The sequence below is a fragment of the Hymenobacter sp. B81 genome, assembly GCF_044628455.1.
Taxonomy (GTDB): domain Bacteria; phylum Bacteroidota; class Bacteroidia; order Cytophagales; family Hymenobacteraceae; genus Solirubrum.
Genome location: NZ_JBIYZW010000001.1, coordinates 1,804,309 through 1,821,421, shown reverse-complemented (window position 1 = coordinate 1,821,421; position 17,113 = coordinate 1,804,309). Strand labels below are relative to the sequence as shown.

Here is a 17,113-nt window from a genome sequence, read left to right as displayed (position 1 = left end):
CGGCCGGAGCTTTGCGCGGGCCGGCCGATTTGCGCACCTTGCGCCCGGTTTGGCGGCGGCGCCGAATCAGCCATTTCCCGCAATCCGACACTCCCGACCTTTCTTCTGATGAAAGCAGTAGTATTCCCCGGCCAGGGCAGCCAGTTCAGCGGCATGGGCCGCGAGCTGTACCAGCAGCACCCCGAGGCCCAGCGCCTGATGAACCAGGCCAACGACATTCTGGGCTTCGCGCTGACCGACGTGATGTTCACGGGCTCCGACGAGGACCTGCGCCGCACCGACGTGACCCAGCCGGCCATCTTCCTGCACTCCGTGGCCTTGTTCAGCACCCTGCCCGAGCTGCGCCCCGACATGGTGGCCGGCCACTCCCTGGGCGAGTTTTCAGCCCTGGTGGCCGCCGGCGTACTCCAGTTTGAGGACGCGCTGCAGCTGGTAGCCCAGCGCGCCCAGGCCATGCAGGCGGCCTGCGAGGAGCAGCCCGGCACCATGGCCGCCATCCTGGGCCTCGACGACGCCGTGGTGGAGCGCATCTGCCAGGAAATCAGCCAGCAGGGCCACGCGGTGGTAGCCGCCAACTACAACTGCCCCGGCCAGCTGGTCATCAGCGGCTCGCGCCCGGGCATCGAGCAGGCCTGCGAAGCCCTGAAGGCCGCCGGGGCCAAGCGCGCCCTGCCCCTGCCGGTGGGCGGCGCCTTCCACTCGCCGCTGATGCAGTCGGCCGAGGCGGCGCTGGCCCGGGCCATTGAGCGCACCAGCTTCAGCGCCGGCCGCTGCCCGGTATACCAGAACGTGGACGCGGCTCCCCACACCGACCCCGACGAAATCCGCCAGAACCTGGTGCGCCAGCTCACGGCCCCGGTGCGCTGGACCCAGAGCGTGCAGCGCATGGCCCAGGATGGCGCCACCGAGTTTGTGGAGTGCGGCCCCGGCAAGGTGCTGCAGGGCCTGGTCAAGAAGATTGCCCCGCAGGCCGCCGCCGCCTCGGCCGTCTAAGTATTCGTTCCGCAGGTCGCGTGTAGAAAAGGCCGCCCTGCTGAGCCAGGCCGAAGCATGACCCGCGCAAGACTACCCGGTACGGCTGGTTGACCACTGAGGCGCCTGGCTTCCAAGCCAGCCATTGGCTGCCTCACGGTTGGGAAAGGGCTTCCCGTTGGTGAGCAAGCCAATGACCGTTGGCGTGTCAACGGCTTACTCGCTCCGAGTGAACCGTTCACTCACGCCGAGTGAGCCGTTGACCTGGGGCGCCAGCGGGTTTACCTACTATCGATTGCCATTAAAAAGTCCGGCGGCTCCCTCGTGACAGTACAAGGGGCTGCCGGACTTTTTTATGGCGTTTTACAAGTCGCCCATCCAGGTTTCCACCGGCAGCGCGTCGGGGCAATCGGCCAGCAGCTCGCTGATGGGCTGGCCCAGCCCGGGGTGCACCAAAGTAGGGGCCAGGTCGGCCAGGGGCACCAGGGCAAAGCGGCGCTGGTGCAGGCGGGGGTGAGGCAGCTTCAGCCGGGGCGAGTCGAGCACCAGGTCGTCGTAGAGCAGCACGTCCACGTCGAGGGTGCGCGGGCCCCACATTTCCTCCCGCTCGCGCCCGGCCTGCTGCTCTACCTGCTGGCAGGCGTCGAGCAGGGCTTCGGGGGCGAGGTGGGTGCGCAGGCACACGGCCTGATTGAGGAAGGCGGGCTGGGCTTCGAGGCCCCAGGCGGCGGTTTCGTACACGGGCGACACGGCCTGCACGGGGCCGGCCAGCTCGGCCAGGGCCACCAGGGCGCGGTGCAGCGTGGTTACCCGCTCGCCCAGGTTCGAGCCCAGCAGCAGGTAGGCGGTGTGGGGAGGCTTCATGGCTAGGCTATACGCTGAAAAAAGGCGTGGGTAAGCTCGGCCAGGGCCAGGGCCGGGGCCGGCAGCGCGGGTTCGGGCCAGGGGTGGGCGCCGCCAAACATGTGGCCCGTGGCCGGCAGAATGTGCAGGTCGGCGTCGGGCTTGAGCTGCTTGAGGGTGTGGGCCTGGGCCACCGGCAGGGTTTCGTCGTCGGCGCCGTGCACCACCAGCAGCGGCTGGCGCAGCTTGCGGCGCACGTTGTGGGCAATGTCGAGGCGGCGGCGGTTGGCGTGGAAGTCCTCCACAATCTGGTAGTAGAGCGGCAGCTGCTGCTTGGTGCGCGCGTTTTCCACGTGCAGCACCCCGCTCTGCTGCCACTGGCGCATCATGTCCTCGGGCCAGCCCGGGTTGACGCTGGTGATGGGTGCCCAGGCCGCCACGGCTTTCACGCGGGCATCCTCGGCGGCCTTGAGCATGGCCAGGCCCCCGCCCCGGCTGTGGCCCACGAGCAGCAGGCAGCGCAAATCCATCTCGCCTGCCGGCACGGGCGTGGCGCCGGGCTGGTGCAGCGCGTCGAGCAGGCAGCCGATGTCGTCGAGCTCCAGGCTGAAGTTGTTGCGGCCGAAGGCATCGAGGTCTTCCAGGTCGCCGCTGCCGCCGGGCACCACGCCGTTGTGGGAGAGGTCCAGCTTCACGAACACATAGCCCCGCTGGGCAAACCAGTCGGCCAGCACGTTGAAGTGGCCCCAGTCCTTGAAACCCTTGAAGCCGTGCACGAACACCACCACCGGCTTGGGCCGGCCATCGGCCAGCAGGCGGGCATCGGCGGCGAAGGGGCGGCTGTGGTGCGGCGCGCGCAGCAGAAAATCGAGGCGGGTGGGCAGGGAGTCGGGCATGGGAGCGAAGGTAGCGGGCAACGAAAGCTTACAGCAGCCAGGAGGCCACCACGAACAGCACGAAGCGGTAAACGTGCATCAGCAGCAGAAAGAACAGCAGGGCCACGGCCAGCCCGGCCGCCAGCCCCGGGCCGCGGCGCAGGGCGTAGGTGCGGATGAGCAGGGGGGCAAACGCGGCCGTGAGCCCCAGCAGCATCAGTGCCACCGAGGCCAGATCGGCCTGGCGGTAGCTCAGCGGGCTGCCCAGCTGCTGCGCCAGGATTTGCCCCAGCGCCAGGGGCCCGATCATGAGCAGCTGCACCAGTAGGATCTGGCTGGTCAGGTGGGTGGCCGTGACCACGTGCTCGAGAAAGTAGCGCCGCTTGGCCCACAGCAGCCCGGTGAGCCCGGCGGCCAGCAGCGGAATAAACACGAAGACCAGCGACTTGGCCAGGGTATTGGCCAGGGCATCGAAGCGGGCGGCCAGCAGCTCGGGCGAGAGGTGCTGTTCGGCGGCCAGAGCCGTCATGCGGGCCTCGGCCCAGTCGCCGTACCAGAAGCCGTAGTGGTACTTGAGCGGGGTGTTGAGCACCTGCATACCCAGCTGGTGGGCCACGAAGGCGTACACCAGGTTCACAATCAGAAACAATTGCAGGGGCTTGGGCCAGGTCACGCGCCGGCCGGCCAGCACGTCGCGGGTCATCAGGCCGGGCCGGGCAATCAGGCTCCAGGCGCCCTTCAGCACCTTGAAGTCGAAGTGGGTGAGCGTGTCTACCGCGTGCTCCAGGAAGTGGGGCAGGGCGTAGTCGTGGTGGTCGAGGCGCTTTTCGCCGCAGGCGTGGCAGTAGGCACCGTGCAGGGCGGTGCCGCAGCTGGCGCACTGGGTGGCGGTGGGGGCGGGGACGGTAGCGGGGGCTGGCACGGCGGGAAGCAGACGAGTGGGCTGCGTAAAGCTAAAAGAATGTCGTAGCCGCCGGGCCGGCCGCGCGCAAAACCGCCGCCGCGTGCGTATCATTGCGCCGCCCTTCCCCACTGCATGAAGTTTACGCTGGACGACATACAGGCCCCTATTGCGGCCGAAATGCAGGAATTCGAGAAGAAATTCCGCCAGTCCATGCAAACGCGGGTGCTGCTGCTCGATAAAATCATGGGCTACATCGTGCGGCGCAAGGGCAAGCAGCTGCGGCCCATGTTCGTGTTTCTGACGGCCCACACCGCCGCGCCCGACCCCACCGCCGCCCTGCCCGAGCCCACCTTCCGCGGGGCGGCCCTCATCGAGCTGCTGCACACGGCCACGCTGGTGCACGACGACGTGGTGGACGACGCCAACTACCGCCGCGGGTTTTTCTCGGTCAACGCGCTCTGGAAAAACAAAATTGCCGTGCTGGTGGGCGACTACCTGCTCAGCCGCGGCCTGCTGCTGGCCCTCCACAACGACGACTTCGAACTGCTCAAAATCGTGAGCAACGCCGTGCGCGAGATGAGCGAGGGCGAGCTGCTGCAAATCGAGAAGGCCCGCCGCCTCGACATCACCGAGGACGTGTACTTCGACATCATCCGCCAGAAAACGGCCTCGCTCATTGCCTCCTGCTGCGCGGTGGGCGCCGCCTCGGTGGGCTCCGACAAGGAAACCATCGAGCGGGCCCGGCTTTTCGGCGAGAAGGTGGGCATGGCGTTCCAGATCAAGGACGACCTGTTCGACTTCGGCACGGCCGAAATCGGCAAGCCCGTGGGCATCGACATCAAGGAAAAGAAGATGACGCTGCCTCTGATTCACGCCCTGCGGCAGGCGCCGTGGCTGAAAAAGCGCCAGGTCATCTACAACGTGCAGAACAACGACGGCCGCTCTGACCGCGTGCAGGCCGTCATCGGGTTCGTGAAGCAGTCGGGCGGGCTGGAGTACGCCATCCAGCGCATGCAACAGTTTCGCGACGAGGCCCTGGCCATTCTGCACACCTTCCCCGCCTCGCCGGCCCGCACTTCGCTCGAGCAGCTCATCGAGTACACCATCGAGCGGGAAAAGTAAGATCAGTTGGCAGTTGTGGGTCGGTGGTTGTCAGAGGCTAACGGCCTGCCAACCCGCCCCGGTTGCTTCACCCTCACGCAACAAAGCGGCCGCCTCTCTGCTGAGGCGGCCGCTTCGTGGTAGAATGCCGGCTGGGCCGGCCCCGCAATTCGCGGATTCCGGTGAATCCGCGGCAATTATTGCTGCTGCTGCTCGGCCGGAGGAATCTGGTAGCTGACTTTATCGGGAGCTACGTCCGACACGTCGAAGGTCACGCCGTCGAAGGTGCTCTTGACGGTGATTTCGTGGGTCATGTCGCAGCCCGGGCACTTGATTTCTTCGGTTTCGAATTGCCCGTCGTCTTCCATGGAGTTGGCCAGGTGGTCGGCCGGGGGAATGCCAATCAGGTCGGTGAAGACCTCGGTCTGGCACTCGTTGCACTCAAACTTGAGGCCGACGGTATGGCCTTGCAGCTCGGTGAGGGGCACGGGCGCGTTCGATTTCTGCTGAATCCACATACGGGAAGGGCGGTTTGGTTGGGAGATAGAGACAGGCCGGCGGCACCCGGCGTGGGCGCCGCCGCTAGTACCTTACGAGCGGCGCGCCGAAAAGTGCGGAGCTGCCGGCCGCGTCCTAGCTCTTGCTGAAGCGGGCGTAGCCGCTGCCCTGCTCCGAGCGCAGGCGCACGTGGTAGAGGCCACGGGCCCAGCCCAGCACCGGCAGGCGCAGGGGCTGGCTGCCGCGCACCTGCTGGCGGTGGCGCAGGCGGCCGGCATTGTCGTACACGCTCAGCTCGTACTGGCTCAGGTCGGTGCGCACTTCCACGGCGTCGGTGGCGGGGTTGGGCAGCAGCTGCAGGGCCACCGCGGCGCGGGCGGGGCGGGGCGCCGTCACCACGGTTTCGTACACGGCCAGGCCGCGGTCGGTGGTGCCCACCCACACCTTCAGGGCGCTGCCCACGGGCTGCACGGCCACCGACGTTACCCAGGGGCTGGGCAGGGCGGAGTTGCCCACGTTGAACTCGCGGGTGACGCTGCCACCGCTTTGGGCGCTGTAGGCCAGCAGGCCCCGCGGCGAAGTGGCCGGCCCCATGGGCTCGGCCACCACCCAGGCCCGCGTGGGGTCGGTGGGGTCGGCGGCCACGCCGTCGAGGGCCACGCAGCCGCTCACCGATACGCTGCCCACGGTGCCGGTGCCCGCGTCGATGGTGGTCAGGCCGCTGGCGTTGCAGGTGCCCACGAACACGGTGCCGGTGTTGCCCACGGCCAGGCCGTGCACGCAGTTGCCGCCCGGCAGCGAGTAGTAGCGCCAGGCCAGGTTGAGCGTGTTCAGCGAGTACACCCCGCTTTGCAGGCTAAGGCAGTTGGTGCCGATCCAGAGCGTGTTCAGGGCCTCGTCGAGGGCCAGCGCCGTTACGGCTTCTTCGTTCAGGCCCGAGTTGGCGCGGTTGAACTTGGTCCAGCTCGTACCGTTGTAGCGCCCGAGGCCGCGGCTGCCGGCCAGCCAGATGGTGCCGTTGGCCTGGATGACCACGTCGTTGATGGTGCGGTCGTTGCCGCCGAACAAGCCCACGGGCAAATCGGCGGCGTTGGTGAAGTTAATCCAGCTCGTGCCGTCGAAGCGGCTCAGGCCGCGGTCGTGGCCCACCCACACGGTGGTGCCGCGCACGGCCACGCACTTGATGGCGGTGTAGTCGAGGCCATCGGCCTGGGTGTAGGTGGTCCAGCTCGTGCCATCATACTTCTGCACGGCGGTTTGGGTGGCCACCCACAGGGTGCCGTTGTCGGCCACGGCCACCTCGCGCACCACGTCGCTGTGCAGGCCCGAGTTGGCGGTGTTCAGTGTCAGCCACTGGGCCTGGCTGGCTATTGAGGCCAGCAGCAGGGCGGCCAGCAGGCAAAACGTTTTTTTCATAGCGGTAGGGTGAGGGCGGCGGAAACGGGGGCAAGTTCGCCCCGTGGGGCCGCCGGCCGCAATAGCATGTACATGTAGCCCCGCAGCTGCCACCTGCGGGCCCGAAAAGTGCTCTGGGCCCTGCCGGCCGGGTTGCGCCCGCGGCCCGTACCTTGGCGCCCGTAACTGCTTCCGCCGATGGCTGACTTGCCTCTACCTGTTTCCCGCCCGATTGCGCTGCCGCAGGTGCCGCGCTGGGTGTCGTTCCGCCACTCGGTGGCCCTGGCCGCTAACCCCATTCCGGTGCTCGACGGCTACCTCAGCACCTACGGCGACACGGTGGCTACCTACCTGGGCGGCATTCAGCCCACGCTGCTCACCCGCGACCCGGGCCTGATTCAGCACGTGCTGCAGAAAAACCACCGCAACTACCCCAAGTCGGCGCTGTCGCGCGGGCTGGGGCGCTTTCTGGGCCAGGGCCTGCTCACCTCCGAGGGCAGCTACTGGCTGCAGCAGCGTCGCCTGATTCAGCCCGGCTTTCACCGCCAGCGCATTGCGGGCCTCACCGAGCTGATGCTGGGCGTCATCGACGAAAGCCTGGCGCCGCTGCAGGCGCAGGCAGCCCGGCAGGGCGGGGCCGTGGAAGCCGACGTGCCCGAGCTGATGACCGCGCTGACGTTTCGCATCATGGCCCGCTCGGTGTTCAGCACGAGCATGAGCGAGGCGGAGCTGCAGCGCCTGGCCGCCCTGCTCACGGCCCTGCAGGCGTTTTACGTGCGCACCGTGCGCCAGCCCTACCTCAAGCTCTGGCTGAACGCCAGCGGGCAGTACCGCCGCCACGACGCCCTCAGCGCCGAAATGCGCGAGCTGCTGCGCGGCTACGTGCGCCAGCGCCGGCAAGCTGCCCGCCGGCCCGGCTACGCGCCCCCCAACGACCTGCTGCAGATGCTGCTCGACGCCCGCTACGAGGACACCGGGGAGCCCATGAGCGAGGAGCAGGTGCTCGACGAAGCCGCTATTCTGCTGGTGGCCGGCCACGAAACCTCCGCCAACGCCCTGTCGTGGCTGTGGCTGCTGCTGGCCCGGCACCCCCAGGAGGTTGCCCGCCTGCGCGCCGACATGCAGGCCGTGCTCGGCGGCCGGGCCCCGCAGTTGGCCGACCTGGCCCAGCTGCCCTACGCGCTGCAGCTCATTCAGGAAACCATGCGCCTGTACCCGCCGGCCTGGATTATGGACCGCGTGGCGCTGGCCAACGACGAATACCAGGGCGTGCCGCTGCCCAAGGGCACGCTCGTTTCGGCCTACATCTACGGTCTGCACCACTCGCCCCGGCTGTGGTCCGAGCCGGAAGCCTTCCGGCCCGAACGCTTCGGCAAAGACCAGCTGCGCGAGCAGGCGGCCCCCGCCTACCTGCCCTTTGGGGCGGGCCCGCGCCTGTGCATTGGCAACCAGTTTGCTCTCACCGAAATGCAGCTGGTGCTGCTGGAAGTGCTGCGCCGCTTCGAGGTGGAACCAGTCGACACCGGGCACCCGGGCCTGCAGCCGCTCATTACCCTGCGCCCGCGCACCTCCTTCCGCCTGCGCTTGCGGCTGCGGTAGGCGGCGCAGCCACTACTTCACTGCCACCAGGGAGTATGGGGCAGCGCGCCCTGGTCGAGGCTAACGGTTTGGCCGAGCTGGGGCGTGGTGATGGGCAGCTGCCGCCGGGCGGCTTCGGCCACGGCGCGCTGCACGGGCTCGTTCCAGGCGTGGTTGGCTTCGGTGAAGGCGCCCCAGTGCACCGGTAGCAGCACCCGGCCCTGCACGTCGAGGGTAGCCTGCACGGTTTGCTCGGGCATCATGTGAATCTGGGCCCAGTCGACGTCGTATTGCCCGCACTCCATCAGCGCCAGATCGAAAGGGCCGTGCTGCTGGCCGATGCGGCTAAAGTGCGCGCCGTAGCCCCCGTCGCCGCTGTAGAACACGCGCCGGCTGGCCGATTTAACCACCCAGGAGCTCCAGGAAGTGGAATTGCGGTTGGTGAGGCCGCGGCCCGAGAAGTGCCGGGCGGGCGTGCTCACGATGGTGAGGCCCGGCACCTGCACCGAGTCGTTCCAGTCCAGCTCCCGAATGCGGGCCGGCGCCACGCCCCAGGCCCGCAGGTGGGCGCCCACGCCCAGCGGCACCAGAAACAGCGCGGTCTTGTCCTTCAGCTGCCGAATGGTCTGGTAGTCGAGGTGGTCGTAGTGGTCGTGGCTGATGAGCACCGCGTCGATGGGCGGCAGCTGCGCGGCCGTGAGGGCCAGCCGCGGGTTGTAGCGCCGGGGCGTCACCCAGCTGAGCGGGCCCATTTCCACGCTCAGCATCGGGTCGAGCAGCACGTTGCGGCCGGCCAGCTGCACCCAGCTGGCTGAGTGGCCCAGCCAGGTTACGCGCAGCGCGTCGGCGGGCGGGTGGGCCAGGCTGCGCGCATCGGGCACCTGCAGGGGCAGCGGCTGGGCCGGGTCGCGGTTGGGTGTGCGGCCGAAGAGAAACTTGCCCAGCACCGCGAGGGTGCCGCTGCCGGTCATCACCTCGGTGGGCTCCAGGTTCAGGAACTCGCCGGCGCGGTAGTGGCCTGAGGCGGCGTAGGCTTGCTGCTCGGCGGCGGTGGGGGAGGCGCCAAGCTGCGGGCTGAGGTTGAGAAAGGCCACGCCGGCCAGCAACAGCAGCAGCCCGGCGCTCAGCAGCAGGCGCCCGATTCGGAGGGGAGAAGAAGCCATAAGCAGGAAAAAAACGACCGGGCGGGCAACGCTGCTCCCCGGGCCGCTGGCGGGGCTGACGGATTGGGGGCCCAAATACTTTTCCGACTACGGCCGGGCCGCTTAATTTGCCGCATGTCCCAGCCCCTTTCCCTGCTCGCCGCGCCCGCCCTGGCGGTGCCCCTGCTCGAAACCCCCGACCTGCTGCTGCGCGCGCCCCGGCCCACGGATTTGCCCGAAGCCGCCGCCATGCACCAGGACCCGGCTTTTTACCGTTTTCTGGGCGGGCACGCGCACCCCGAGGAAGACGTCTGGCGCCGCATGCTGTCCCAGGTGGGGCACTGGGCCCTGTTTGGCTACGGCATCTGGGCGATGGAGGAAAAAGCCACCGGCCGCTTCGTGGGCACCGTGGGCTTCTTCGACGTGCAGCGCGACCTGACGCCCTCCCTCAAGGGCGTGCCCGAGGCCGGCTGGGTGCTGGCGCCCCGGCTGCACGGCCGCGGCTACGCCAGTCAGGGCCTCACGGCCGCCCTGGCCTGGGCCGACGCCCACTTTCCCGGTCCCCGCACCGTGTGCATCATCGACCCCGACAACGAAGCCTCGCTGCGCCTGGCCCACAAGTTTGGCTACCGGGAGTTTGCCCGCTCGCCCTACCACGGCCAGGAAATCGTGCTGCTGGAGCGGTTCCGCCCGGCCGGGTAGTAGGGGCCAGGGCCGAAAGCGCCGGTCATTGCGAGGCGCAGCCGAAGCAATCTTTCCCCTCGTGGCACAACCGAAAGAGCCCGACCAACCAAAATTCGTTTTCGGTTCGTCAGGCTCTTTCGGTCTCTACTACTAGAAGAAGGATTGCTTCGGCTAACGCCTCGCAATGACAATCGGCCACCAGCCGAGCTGGCTACTTCTCGGCCAGCAGCTGGTTCACGGTTTTCTCGAATTCGGCTTTTTCCTGCTCGTAGTACTGCCCGGTGCCGGGGCCCGAGAAGCCGGTGTGCACCTTGCGCACCATCCCCTTTTTGTCGAGGAAGATGGTGGTGGGGAAGGCTTTGAAGGCAGTGAGCTGCGGCAGCGAGGCGGCCACCGAGTCTTTGTTCGCCACGCCGGCCACGGCTAGGTCGTAGCCCACGTTCAGCCGCTCGCGCATCTTGCGCAGCTTGGCGGCGGCCACTTCGTAGTCGGAACTGCGCTCGTAGCCCAGGCCAATGATTTCCACCCCGCGCTGCTTGTTCTGCTCGTACCAGGGCGCCAGGAAGTTCGTCTCGTCCATGCAGTTGGGGCACCACGAGCCCAGAATCTGCACCACTACTACCTTACCCTTGTATTTGGGGTCGGTGGGGGAGATGCTGCCGCCCTTGAACACGTTGGGAAACTTGAAGTCGAGCCGCTGTTGGCCCGCTTTGATGCCGGCCAGCGAGTTGGCGTCGGCCAGCTTGGCGTTGGCGTCGAGGCGGCCCGTCCAGGTTTCGTGGCCCGATTTGCCGCTGTAGAAGTGGCCGTTGATAAGGGTGTTGGTGTCGCTGTTCCGGGTGGCCGTGAACAGGAAACCATGGCTGCCATCGAAGGTGGAAAGCTTCATGGTGTTGCCATCAACCTGGCCGGCCAGGTAGCGGTAGTCGCCGGTGGTAGTGAGGAACGTACCGCTTACGTCTTGGCCGCTTTGCTTGAACACGCCCACTGCCGGGTACGTCTCGCCGTCGTCGCCTTTGAACGTGACGCTCCAGGTGCCGTCGAACGAATAAGGTTTCGCAGTAGAAACCAAAAACAGCTTTTGCTCCCCCTTGGTAGCCGTGAACGGCACCCGGTACGGCTCCTTGGCGTCGTACTTCACCCAGGTGCCTTTGAGTTTGTCGGCGCCATCGGTCCGCACCACCAGGGCCGCGTCGAACACGCCCAGGCGGATGGTGGTAGAGTCGCCGGCGGTGGTAATTTCGTCCAGCTTCAGCCGCTCCTCGCCGTTGCGCAGCGTCACCGTGGGCTTGCCGCCTTCCTCGGCCACGTCGAACAGAAACGGAATTTCCTGGCCCTGGGCCGCTAGCACGCCGCGCCAGGTGCCGGCCGTCAGGGCCGGGGCGCCAGCCGCCGCGGTGCCTTCCGCGGTGGTAGTGGTCTTGTCTGCGCCGGAGTTGCAGCCGGTGAGTACCGCAGCCAGCAGGGCGGCGCCGGCCAGCAGGCGGCGCGTCGAAACGAAATCAGCTTTCATTGGTTTATCCTAAATCAAGGGGCGCATCGGCCCGGGAAACTACGCTCCGCCAGCCAACACGGCCTCGAAACCCGCGTAGAACCGGGCGGCGAATATAAAGTTTGTCCACGCTGCGGGGCGGGCTATATTTGCGCGCTGCCTTGGAAAGGCCTTTCCGGGGCTTGTTTCTGTCACCTCATTCCCGCTGATATCCTATGGCGTTCGACCTGGACATGATCCGGACCGTGTACAACGGTCTGGGCGAGCGAGTAGAGGCTGCCCGCCGCGCGGTGGGCCGTCCGCTCACGCTCACCGAAAAAATCCTCTACGCCCACCTCTACAACGGCGCGCCGACCCAGAGCTTCGAGCGCGGCGTGTCCTACGTTGACTTCGCCCCCGACCGCGTGGCCATGCAGGACGCCACCGCCCAGATGGCGCTGCTGCAGTTCATGCAGGCCGGCAAAGTAAAGGTGTCGGTGCCCTCCACGGTGCACTGCGACCACCTCATTCAAGCCAAGGAAGGCGCCGAAGAGGATTTGGCCATTGCCAACACCGAGAACAAGGAAGTGTACGACTTCCTGGCCTCCGTTTCCAATAAGTACGGCATCGGCTTCTGGAAGCCCGGCGCCGGCATCATTCACCAGGTGGTGCTCGAAAACTACGCCTTCCCCGGCGGCATGATGATCGGCACCGACTCGCACACGCCCAACGCCGGCGGCCTCGGCATGCTGGCCATTGGCGTGGGCGGCGCCGACGCAGTGGACGTGATGGCCGGCATGGCCTGGGAGCTGAAATTCCCCAAGCTCATCGGTGTGAAGCTCACCGGCAAGCTCTCGGGCTGGGCCTCGCCCAAAGACGTAATCCTGAAAGTCGCCGGCATCCTGACGGTGAAGGGCGGCACCGGCGCCATCGTCGAGTACTTCGGCGAGGGCTCCGAGAACATGTCGTGCACCGGCAAGGCCACCATCTGCAACATGGGCGCCGAAATCGGGGCTACCACCTCGGTATTCGCCTTCGACCAGTCGATGGTAACCTACCTGGCCGGCACCGGCCGCCAGGACATTGCCGAGCTGGCCGCCGGCGTGGCCCAGCACCTGCGCCCCGACGACGAGGTGTTTGCCGACCCGGCCAAGTTCTACGACCAGCTCATCGAAATCAACCTCTCCGAGTTGGAGCCCCACGTGAACGGTCCGTTCACGCCCGACGCGGCCTGGCCGATTTCGCAGTTTGCCGCCGCCGTGAAAGAGCACGGCTGGCCCGAGAAGCTGGAAGTGGGCCTGATTGGCTCGTGCACCAACTCCTCGTACGAGGACATCACCCGCGCCGCCTCCATTGCCAAGCAGGCCGTGGACAAGGGCCTGAGCGTAAATGCCGAGTTCACCGTGACGCCCGGCTCGGAGCTGGTGCGCTACACCGTGCAGCGCGACGGACTGCTGGACACCTTCGCCGAAATGGGCGGCGTGGTGCTGGCCAACGCCTGCGGGCCGTGCATCGGCCAGTGGGCCCGCCACACCGACGACCCCAAGCGCCGCAACTCCATCATCACCTCGTTCAACCGCAACTTCGCCAAGCGCAACGACGGCAACCCCAACACCCACGCCTTCGTAGCCTCGCCCGAAATCGTGACGGCCTTCGCCATTGCCGGTGACTTGACCTTCAACCCCCTCAAGGACACGCTCACCAACAAAAACGGCGAAGCCGTGATGCTCGACGAGCCCCGCGGCCTGGAAATGCCCCCGCAGGGCTACGCCGTGGAAGACGCCGGCTACCAGGCCCCCGCCGAAGACAGCTCGGCCGTGCAGGTAATCGTGGACCCGAACTCCGACCGCCTCGAGCTGCTGGAGCCCTTCAAGGCCTGGGAAGGCACCGACCTGATGGGTCTGCGCCTGCTCATCAAAGCCCAGGGCAAGTGCACCACCGACCACATCTCGATGGCTGGCCCCTGGCTGAAGTACCGCGGCCACCTGGACAACATCTCCAACAACATGCTCATCGGCGCCATCAACTGCTTCAACGGCGAGGCCAACCGGGTGCGTGATTTTGTAGCCCAGGGTGAGTCCTACAACTCGGTGCCGCAGGTAGCGCGCAACTACAAGTCCATGGGCATCGGCACCGTGGTAGTAGGCGACGAAAACTACGGCGAAGGCTCCTCGCGGGAGCACGCCGCCATGGAGCCGCGCCACCTGGGCGTGCGCGCCATCATCGTCAAGTCGTTTGCCCGCATCCACGAAACCAACCTCAAGAAGCAGGGCATGCTGGCGCTGACCTTCGCCAACAAGGCCGACTACGACCTGATTGAGGAGGGCGACACCATCGACATCCTCGGCCTGACGGAGTTTACCCCCGGCAAGCCCCTGCAGGCCCGCCTGCACCACGCCGACGGCGACACCGACCTGATTACCCTCAACCACACCTACAACCAGGGCCAGATTGAGTGGTTCAAGGCCGGCTCGGCCCTGAACCTGATCCGCCTGCAGCAGCAGACGGACGCCAGCATGCTGTCGCAGAAGTAACAGCTGCAACGTCGGCCTTACGGCGCTTATGCGGCCGCCCCGGAAACCTCCGGGGCGGCCGTTTTGGTTTGCTGCGAGGGGCGGATGCCGCAGCCTGGGTTCGACAGCCCATTGCCCCGCCGTACCAGGAAGCGGAGGAGTTATTCCGGCGGGTTATGGGCGGTCAGCAGCGGACCGAGCGCGGCGGCTTCGTACTCCAGCGCCTGGATGCGCAGCACCAGCAGGGCCTGGGCAGCGCGGCTGGCCGGGGTGGGCGCGGCGGCTTCGATGTCGGCGGCCAGCACCGTGAGCCAGCGGTGCAGGTGGGCCAGCTCGGCGGCGTCGGCGAGGTCGGCCGGGGGCAGGGCGGCCCGCAGCTGGGCCAGGGCCCAGGCGCGACGCTGCTGGAGCTTGGCGCCCTTGCTGGCCTGGTGCAGCTCCCAGCGCAGCCGGGCCGCCTGGGCCTGCACCTGCAGCAGGCGGCGTTGCAACGGGCGCGCGGCCCACTCGCCGTCGAAAGCAGGGAGTGGGGGCGGGGCCGGGAGGGTGGGCGTTGCCAGGGCGGGCCAATGCGGCGCGACCGGGCCGTGGCCGGTGGGCGGGGGCAGCAGCGCCGCCAGGCGAGCCAGGCGCTGGTCGGCCAGGCGGGATGGGCGGCGGCGGCCGGCTTCAAAGTGGGCCACCAGGGCGCGGCTCACGCCCAGGTAGCGGCCCAGCTCGTCCTGGCTTAAGCCGAAATGCTCCCGCACGCCTGCTTCGGGAGTAGTGGAAGGCAGCGAATGCGTGAGCGGGCGAGCCATGCAGCGGGGGTGTAGCGAATCGAGAAAAAACTACGCGGTTCGCTACACAACCTGTAACGAACCGCAAGAAAAATGCACAATTCGTTACAAAATCTGTAACGGACCGTGGTTTTTTTCCGCGGCTTGCTACAACTCAGGCAGTGCCTCGGCTTGGGAGGGGCAAAACGGTCAAGTAAACCAAGGCTCCCGGACCGACTCGCCGGAGTGGCGGAGCGTGGCGCCGGGATGCGCCCCCGACGTCTTGCCCGGTAAGCCGGCCCTGTTGCCGCCCTGGTTAACCGGCAACAGGGGCTGCGGGGGCAAAATGTAGTCCCGGCAGTTGCACCGCGAGGCATTGCGCCCGGGCGCCGAACTCCGGGGGTTGGCCGGCGTACTACCCGTAGCCGGTGTCCGCGTTGGGTGCCGGCGCTTTCCACCAACAATCGATTCCCATGACGCCCGACCAACCCACCAGCGCCCCCAACGAAGCCGAATCGGCCAATCAGCAGCCCACCGCGCCCGCCAATCCGAAAACAGCACCCGGCACTCCGCCCATCAGTACCCAGGGCCACATGGGCGACGGGGCCGGGCAGCGCGGCGGCTACGGCGACAGTGACCAGACCAACGGCATGGAAGGCGGCGACCAGTCCGCCGCTGGCTCGGCCGACTCCAAAGGCTAAGCCCGCAGCCCCGCGCCCCGGCTTTGGCCGCACTACCAGTAGTAGCGCGGCCGAAGCCGGGGCGCGGGCTTTTACAGCGTAGCCACCTGCCCGGCGGCGGTTTCGCGGGGCTTCTGCACCAGGTAGTAGTAGGCCAGCACCACCAGCCCGGCCACGAATGGCAGCAGCGACAAATGCTTGCCGGTGATGCCGTGACCAAACTGCACCGTGTCGAAGCCAAAAAACTCGCTGGTCATCCAGTAGGAGTTGGCCGTAATCCAGAGCACGATAGCCAGGTTGTGGGCCAGCTCGGAGGCCAGGTGCCGGGTGCGCCAGGCAATGACGAGGGCAATGCAGAGCGTGGGCACCACCATGGCCATGCCCAGGGGCTTCCACACCATGCACCAGCTCACGTCCTTGAGCAGCCAGAACACGATGTGCAGGTTTTCCATGCGCCGGTACGAAGCCGGAATGGTGTAAGTAGGCTCGGGCGCGGGGGCTGACATGGAGCGGGCGGTTGAAGGGCTGGCAAATGTACGCGGCCGGGGCGTACTTGCCGAGCCTATGCCTACCGTCTTCACCCACGCTGCCGTTGCCGTCGGGCTGGCCCGGCTGCTGCCGCTCGACCGGGTTCCGGCCCGCTTCTGGTGGCTCACCGTCCTCTGCGCCGTGCTGCCCGATTTCGATGCCATTACCTTCCGCCTGGGTATTCCCTACGCCAGTTTGTGGGGGCACCGGGGCATCACGCATTCCCTGGCGTTTGCCGCCGTGGTGGGCCTGGTGGTGGCCGGGCTGGCCCAGCCGCTGCCGGGGCGCCCGCGCTGGCAGCCGGCCGCCTGGCTGGCCTTCGCCACGGCCACGCACCCGCTGCTGGATATGCTCACCAACGGCGGGCTGGGGGTAGCGCTGCTGGCGCCGCTGAGCAATGAGCGGTATTTTCTGCCCTGGCGGCCGGTGCGGGTGTCGCCCGTGGGGGCCGGCTTTTTCTCCCTGCGCGGGCTGGCGACGCTGCTCAGCGAGCTGCAATGGCTGATTTTACCCCTGGTGCTGATGCTGGGCACCAGCCGGCTCCGGCGGCGGCCCCAGCCCCCGAAACCCTAAGCCGGGGCAAGGGCGCCCGAGCCGGGGCATGGCCTGAGCGAGCCGGAAACCCGGCCGAAAGCCGGCAGAACCGGGGCGGGCAAAAAAAACGGCCGCCCTGGGGCGGCCGAGAGTCGAACAAGAAGGTGCTAACTAATTGAGCCACACCTCGGCCACCGGCTCGAAGCGCCGGGTGGCGAAGGCGCCGTAGGGGCGCTCGGCGTAAAAGCCGAGTACGTGTACCTGCGGTTCGCCCGTGCGGGCGTTGCGCTTGTACTCGATGGGGTACACCTGGCCGCGCTCGGGCCAGTCGCCGATGTGGTCGGCGGGGCGGCGGGCGGCGTCCACGCACCGCGCGTATTGCTGAACGGGAAGGGACACGGGAAGCTTGGTCTTTGAAGTTCTGCGCATATCCAAAAATACGGATATTCCGGATAAACTAAAAAAGTTGGTTAGGAAAAAACGCAGAAAAATTTCCGATAGCTGCGCTTTAAATTGGATGTATTTAATAAACATTCGACTTATCAATAAGTTTCGTGCCAGCGACTCCGCTAAGTACCAGGGCCCGGCAGCAACGATATGCTAAATTAATTAGTAAATAGCAGCGCCTTCCGGCTGT

General features: G+C 67.1%; 17 protein-coding genes. 7 read left to right on the top strand and 10 right to left on the bottom strand.

Annotated features, from left to right (window positions below; all coding sequences use genetic code 11):
• Positions 1–108 precede the first annotated feature (108 nt).
• Positions 109–993, top strand: coding sequence for an ACP S-malonyltransferase (gene fabD / locus ACE191_RS08040; RefSeq protein ID WP_400191677.1), 885 nt, complete (start codon positions 109–111; stop codon positions 991–993).
• Positions 994–1,335: 342 nt separating this feature from the next.
• Here the strand turns inward: fabD and folK are convergent, their stop codons facing one another.
• Genes folK through ACE191_RS08025 form a run of 3 tightly spaced genes read right to left on the bottom strand, consistent with a single transcriptional unit; the run spans position 1,336 to position 3,612 of the window.
• Entirely contained in the window at positions 1,336–1,836 is a 501-nt protein-coding gene (folK, locus tag ACE191_RS08035) for a 2-amino-4-hydroxy-6-hydroxymethyldihydropteridine diphosphokinase (RefSeq protein WP_400191676.1), read from the bottom strand.
• A 2-nt stretch (positions 1,837–1,838) separates the two neighbouring features.
• Positions 1,839–2,711, bottom strand: a complete 873-nt coding sequence (locus ACE191_RS08030) for an alpha/beta hydrolase family protein (RefSeq protein ID WP_400191675.1) — start codon at positions 2,709–2,711, stop codon at positions 1,839–1,841.
• Between the two features lie 28 nt (positions 2,712–2,739).
• Positions 2,740–3,612 carry a DUF3667 domain-containing protein gene (locus ACE191_RS08025; protein WP_400191674.1) on the bottom strand — a complete coding sequence of 291 codons (873 nt, stop codon included), beginning with the start codon at positions 3,610–3,612 and terminating at the stop codon, positions 2,740–2,742.
• A gap of 114 nt (positions 3,613–3,726) precedes the next feature.
• On the opposite strand from ACE191_RS08025, the gene ACE191_RS08020 reads away from it, so the two are divergent.
• On the top strand, positions 3,727–4,716 hold the full coding sequence (locus tag ACE191_RS08020) for a polyprenyl synthetase family protein (protein WP_400191673.1): 990 nt from the start codon (positions 3,727–3,729) through the stop codon (positions 4,714–4,716).
• Positions 4,717–4,892: 176 nt separating this feature from the next.
• Here the strand turns inward: ACE191_RS08020 and ACE191_RS08015 are convergent, their stop codons facing one another.
• The gene (locus ACE191_RS08015; RefSeq protein WP_400191672.1) at positions 4,893–5,213 is read right to left on the bottom strand and encodes a hypothetical protein; all 321 of its coding nucleotides are present in this window, start codon (positions 5,211–5,213) and stop codon (positions 4,893–4,895) included.
• A 115-nt stretch (positions 5,214–5,328) separates the two neighbouring features.
• Positions 5,329–6,609 carry a T9SS type A sorting domain-containing protein gene (locus ACE191_RS08010; protein ID WP_400191671.1) on the bottom strand — a complete coding sequence of 427 codons (1,281 nt, stop codon included), beginning with the start codon at positions 6,607–6,609 and terminating at the stop codon, positions 5,329–5,331.
• A gap of 177 nt (positions 6,610–6,786) precedes the next feature.
• Between ACE191_RS08010 and ACE191_RS08005 the strand changes: the two genes are divergently transcribed.
• The gene (locus ACE191_RS08005; RefSeq protein ID WP_400191670.1) at positions 6,787–8,187 is read left to right on the top strand and encodes a cytochrome P450; all 1,401 of its coding nucleotides are present in this window, start codon (positions 6,787–6,789) and stop codon (positions 8,185–8,187) included.
• A gap of 17 nt (positions 8,188–8,204) precedes the next feature.
• On the opposite strand, the gene ACE191_RS08000 is transcribed toward ACE191_RS08005, so the two are convergent.
• The gene (locus ACE191_RS08000; RefSeq protein ID WP_400191669.1) at positions 8,205–9,329 is read right to left on the bottom strand and encodes an MBL fold metallo-hydrolase; all 1,125 of its coding nucleotides are present in this window, start codon (positions 9,327–9,329) and stop codon (positions 8,205–8,207) included.
• Between the two features lie 114 nt (positions 9,330–9,443).
• Between ACE191_RS08000 and ACE191_RS07995 the strand changes: the two genes are divergently transcribed.
• Positions 9,444–10,010 (top strand): GNAT family N-acetyltransferase, encoded by a 567-nt coding sequence (locus tag ACE191_RS07995; protein ID WP_400191668.1) that lies wholly within the window; start codon positions 9,444–9,446, stop codon positions 10,008–10,010.
• A gap of 193 nt (positions 10,011–10,203) precedes the next feature.
• Here ACE191_RS07995 and ACE191_RS07990 read toward each other — a convergent pair whose 3' ends face one another.
• Positions 10,204–11,505 carry a peroxiredoxin family protein gene (locus tag ACE191_RS07990; protein ID WP_400191667.1) on the bottom strand — a complete coding sequence of 434 codons (1,302 nt, stop codon included), beginning with the start codon at positions 11,503–11,505 and terminating at the stop codon, positions 10,204–10,206.
• 194 nt (positions 11,506–11,699) lie between these two features.
• Between ACE191_RS07990 and ACE191_RS07985 the strand changes: the two genes are divergently transcribed.
• Positions 11,700–13,997 carry an aconitate hydratase gene (locus ACE191_RS07985; protein ID WP_400191666.1) on the top strand — a complete coding sequence of 766 codons (2,298 nt, stop codon included), beginning with the start codon at positions 11,700–11,702 and terminating at the stop codon, positions 13,995–13,997.
• Positions 13,998–14,137: 140 nt separating this feature from the next.
• Here ACE191_RS07985 and ACE191_RS07980 read toward each other — a convergent pair whose 3' ends face one another.
• On the bottom strand, positions 14,138–14,776 hold the full coding sequence (locus tag ACE191_RS07980) for a helix-turn-helix domain-containing protein (RefSeq protein ID WP_400191665.1): 639 nt from the start codon (positions 14,774–14,776) through the stop codon (positions 14,138–14,140).
• 431 nt (positions 14,777–15,207) lie between these two features.
• On the opposite strand from ACE191_RS07980, the gene ACE191_RS07975 reads away from it, so the two are divergent.
• A complete protein-coding gene (locus tag ACE191_RS07975) occupies positions 15,208–15,435 on the top strand; it encodes a hypothetical protein (protein WP_400191664.1) in 228 nt (75 codons plus the stop codon).
• Positions 15,436–15,506: 71 nt separating this feature from the next.
• Here the strand turns inward: ACE191_RS07975 and ACE191_RS07970 are convergent, their stop codons facing one another.
• The gene (locus tag ACE191_RS07970) at positions 15,507–15,920 is read right to left on the bottom strand and encodes a hypothetical protein (protein ID WP_400191663.1); all 414 of its coding nucleotides are present in this window, start codon (positions 15,918–15,920) and stop codon (positions 15,507–15,509) included.
• Between the two features lie 58 nt (positions 15,921–15,978).
• Here ACE191_RS07970 and ACE191_RS07965 point away from each other — a divergent pair, with 58 nt between their 5' ends.
• Positions 15,979–16,515, top strand: a complete 537-nt coding sequence (locus ACE191_RS07965) for a metal-dependent hydrolase (RefSeq protein ID WP_400191662.1) — start codon at positions 15,979–15,981, stop codon at positions 16,513–16,515.
• Between the two features lie 132 nt (positions 16,516–16,647).
• Here ACE191_RS07965 and ACE191_RS07960 read toward each other — a convergent pair whose 3' ends face one another.
• Positions 16,648–16,875, bottom strand: coding sequence for a hypothetical protein (locus ACE191_RS07960; RefSeq protein ID WP_400191661.1), 228 nt, complete (start codon positions 16,873–16,875; stop codon positions 16,648–16,650).
• Positions 16,876–17,113: the final 238 nt, after the last annotated feature.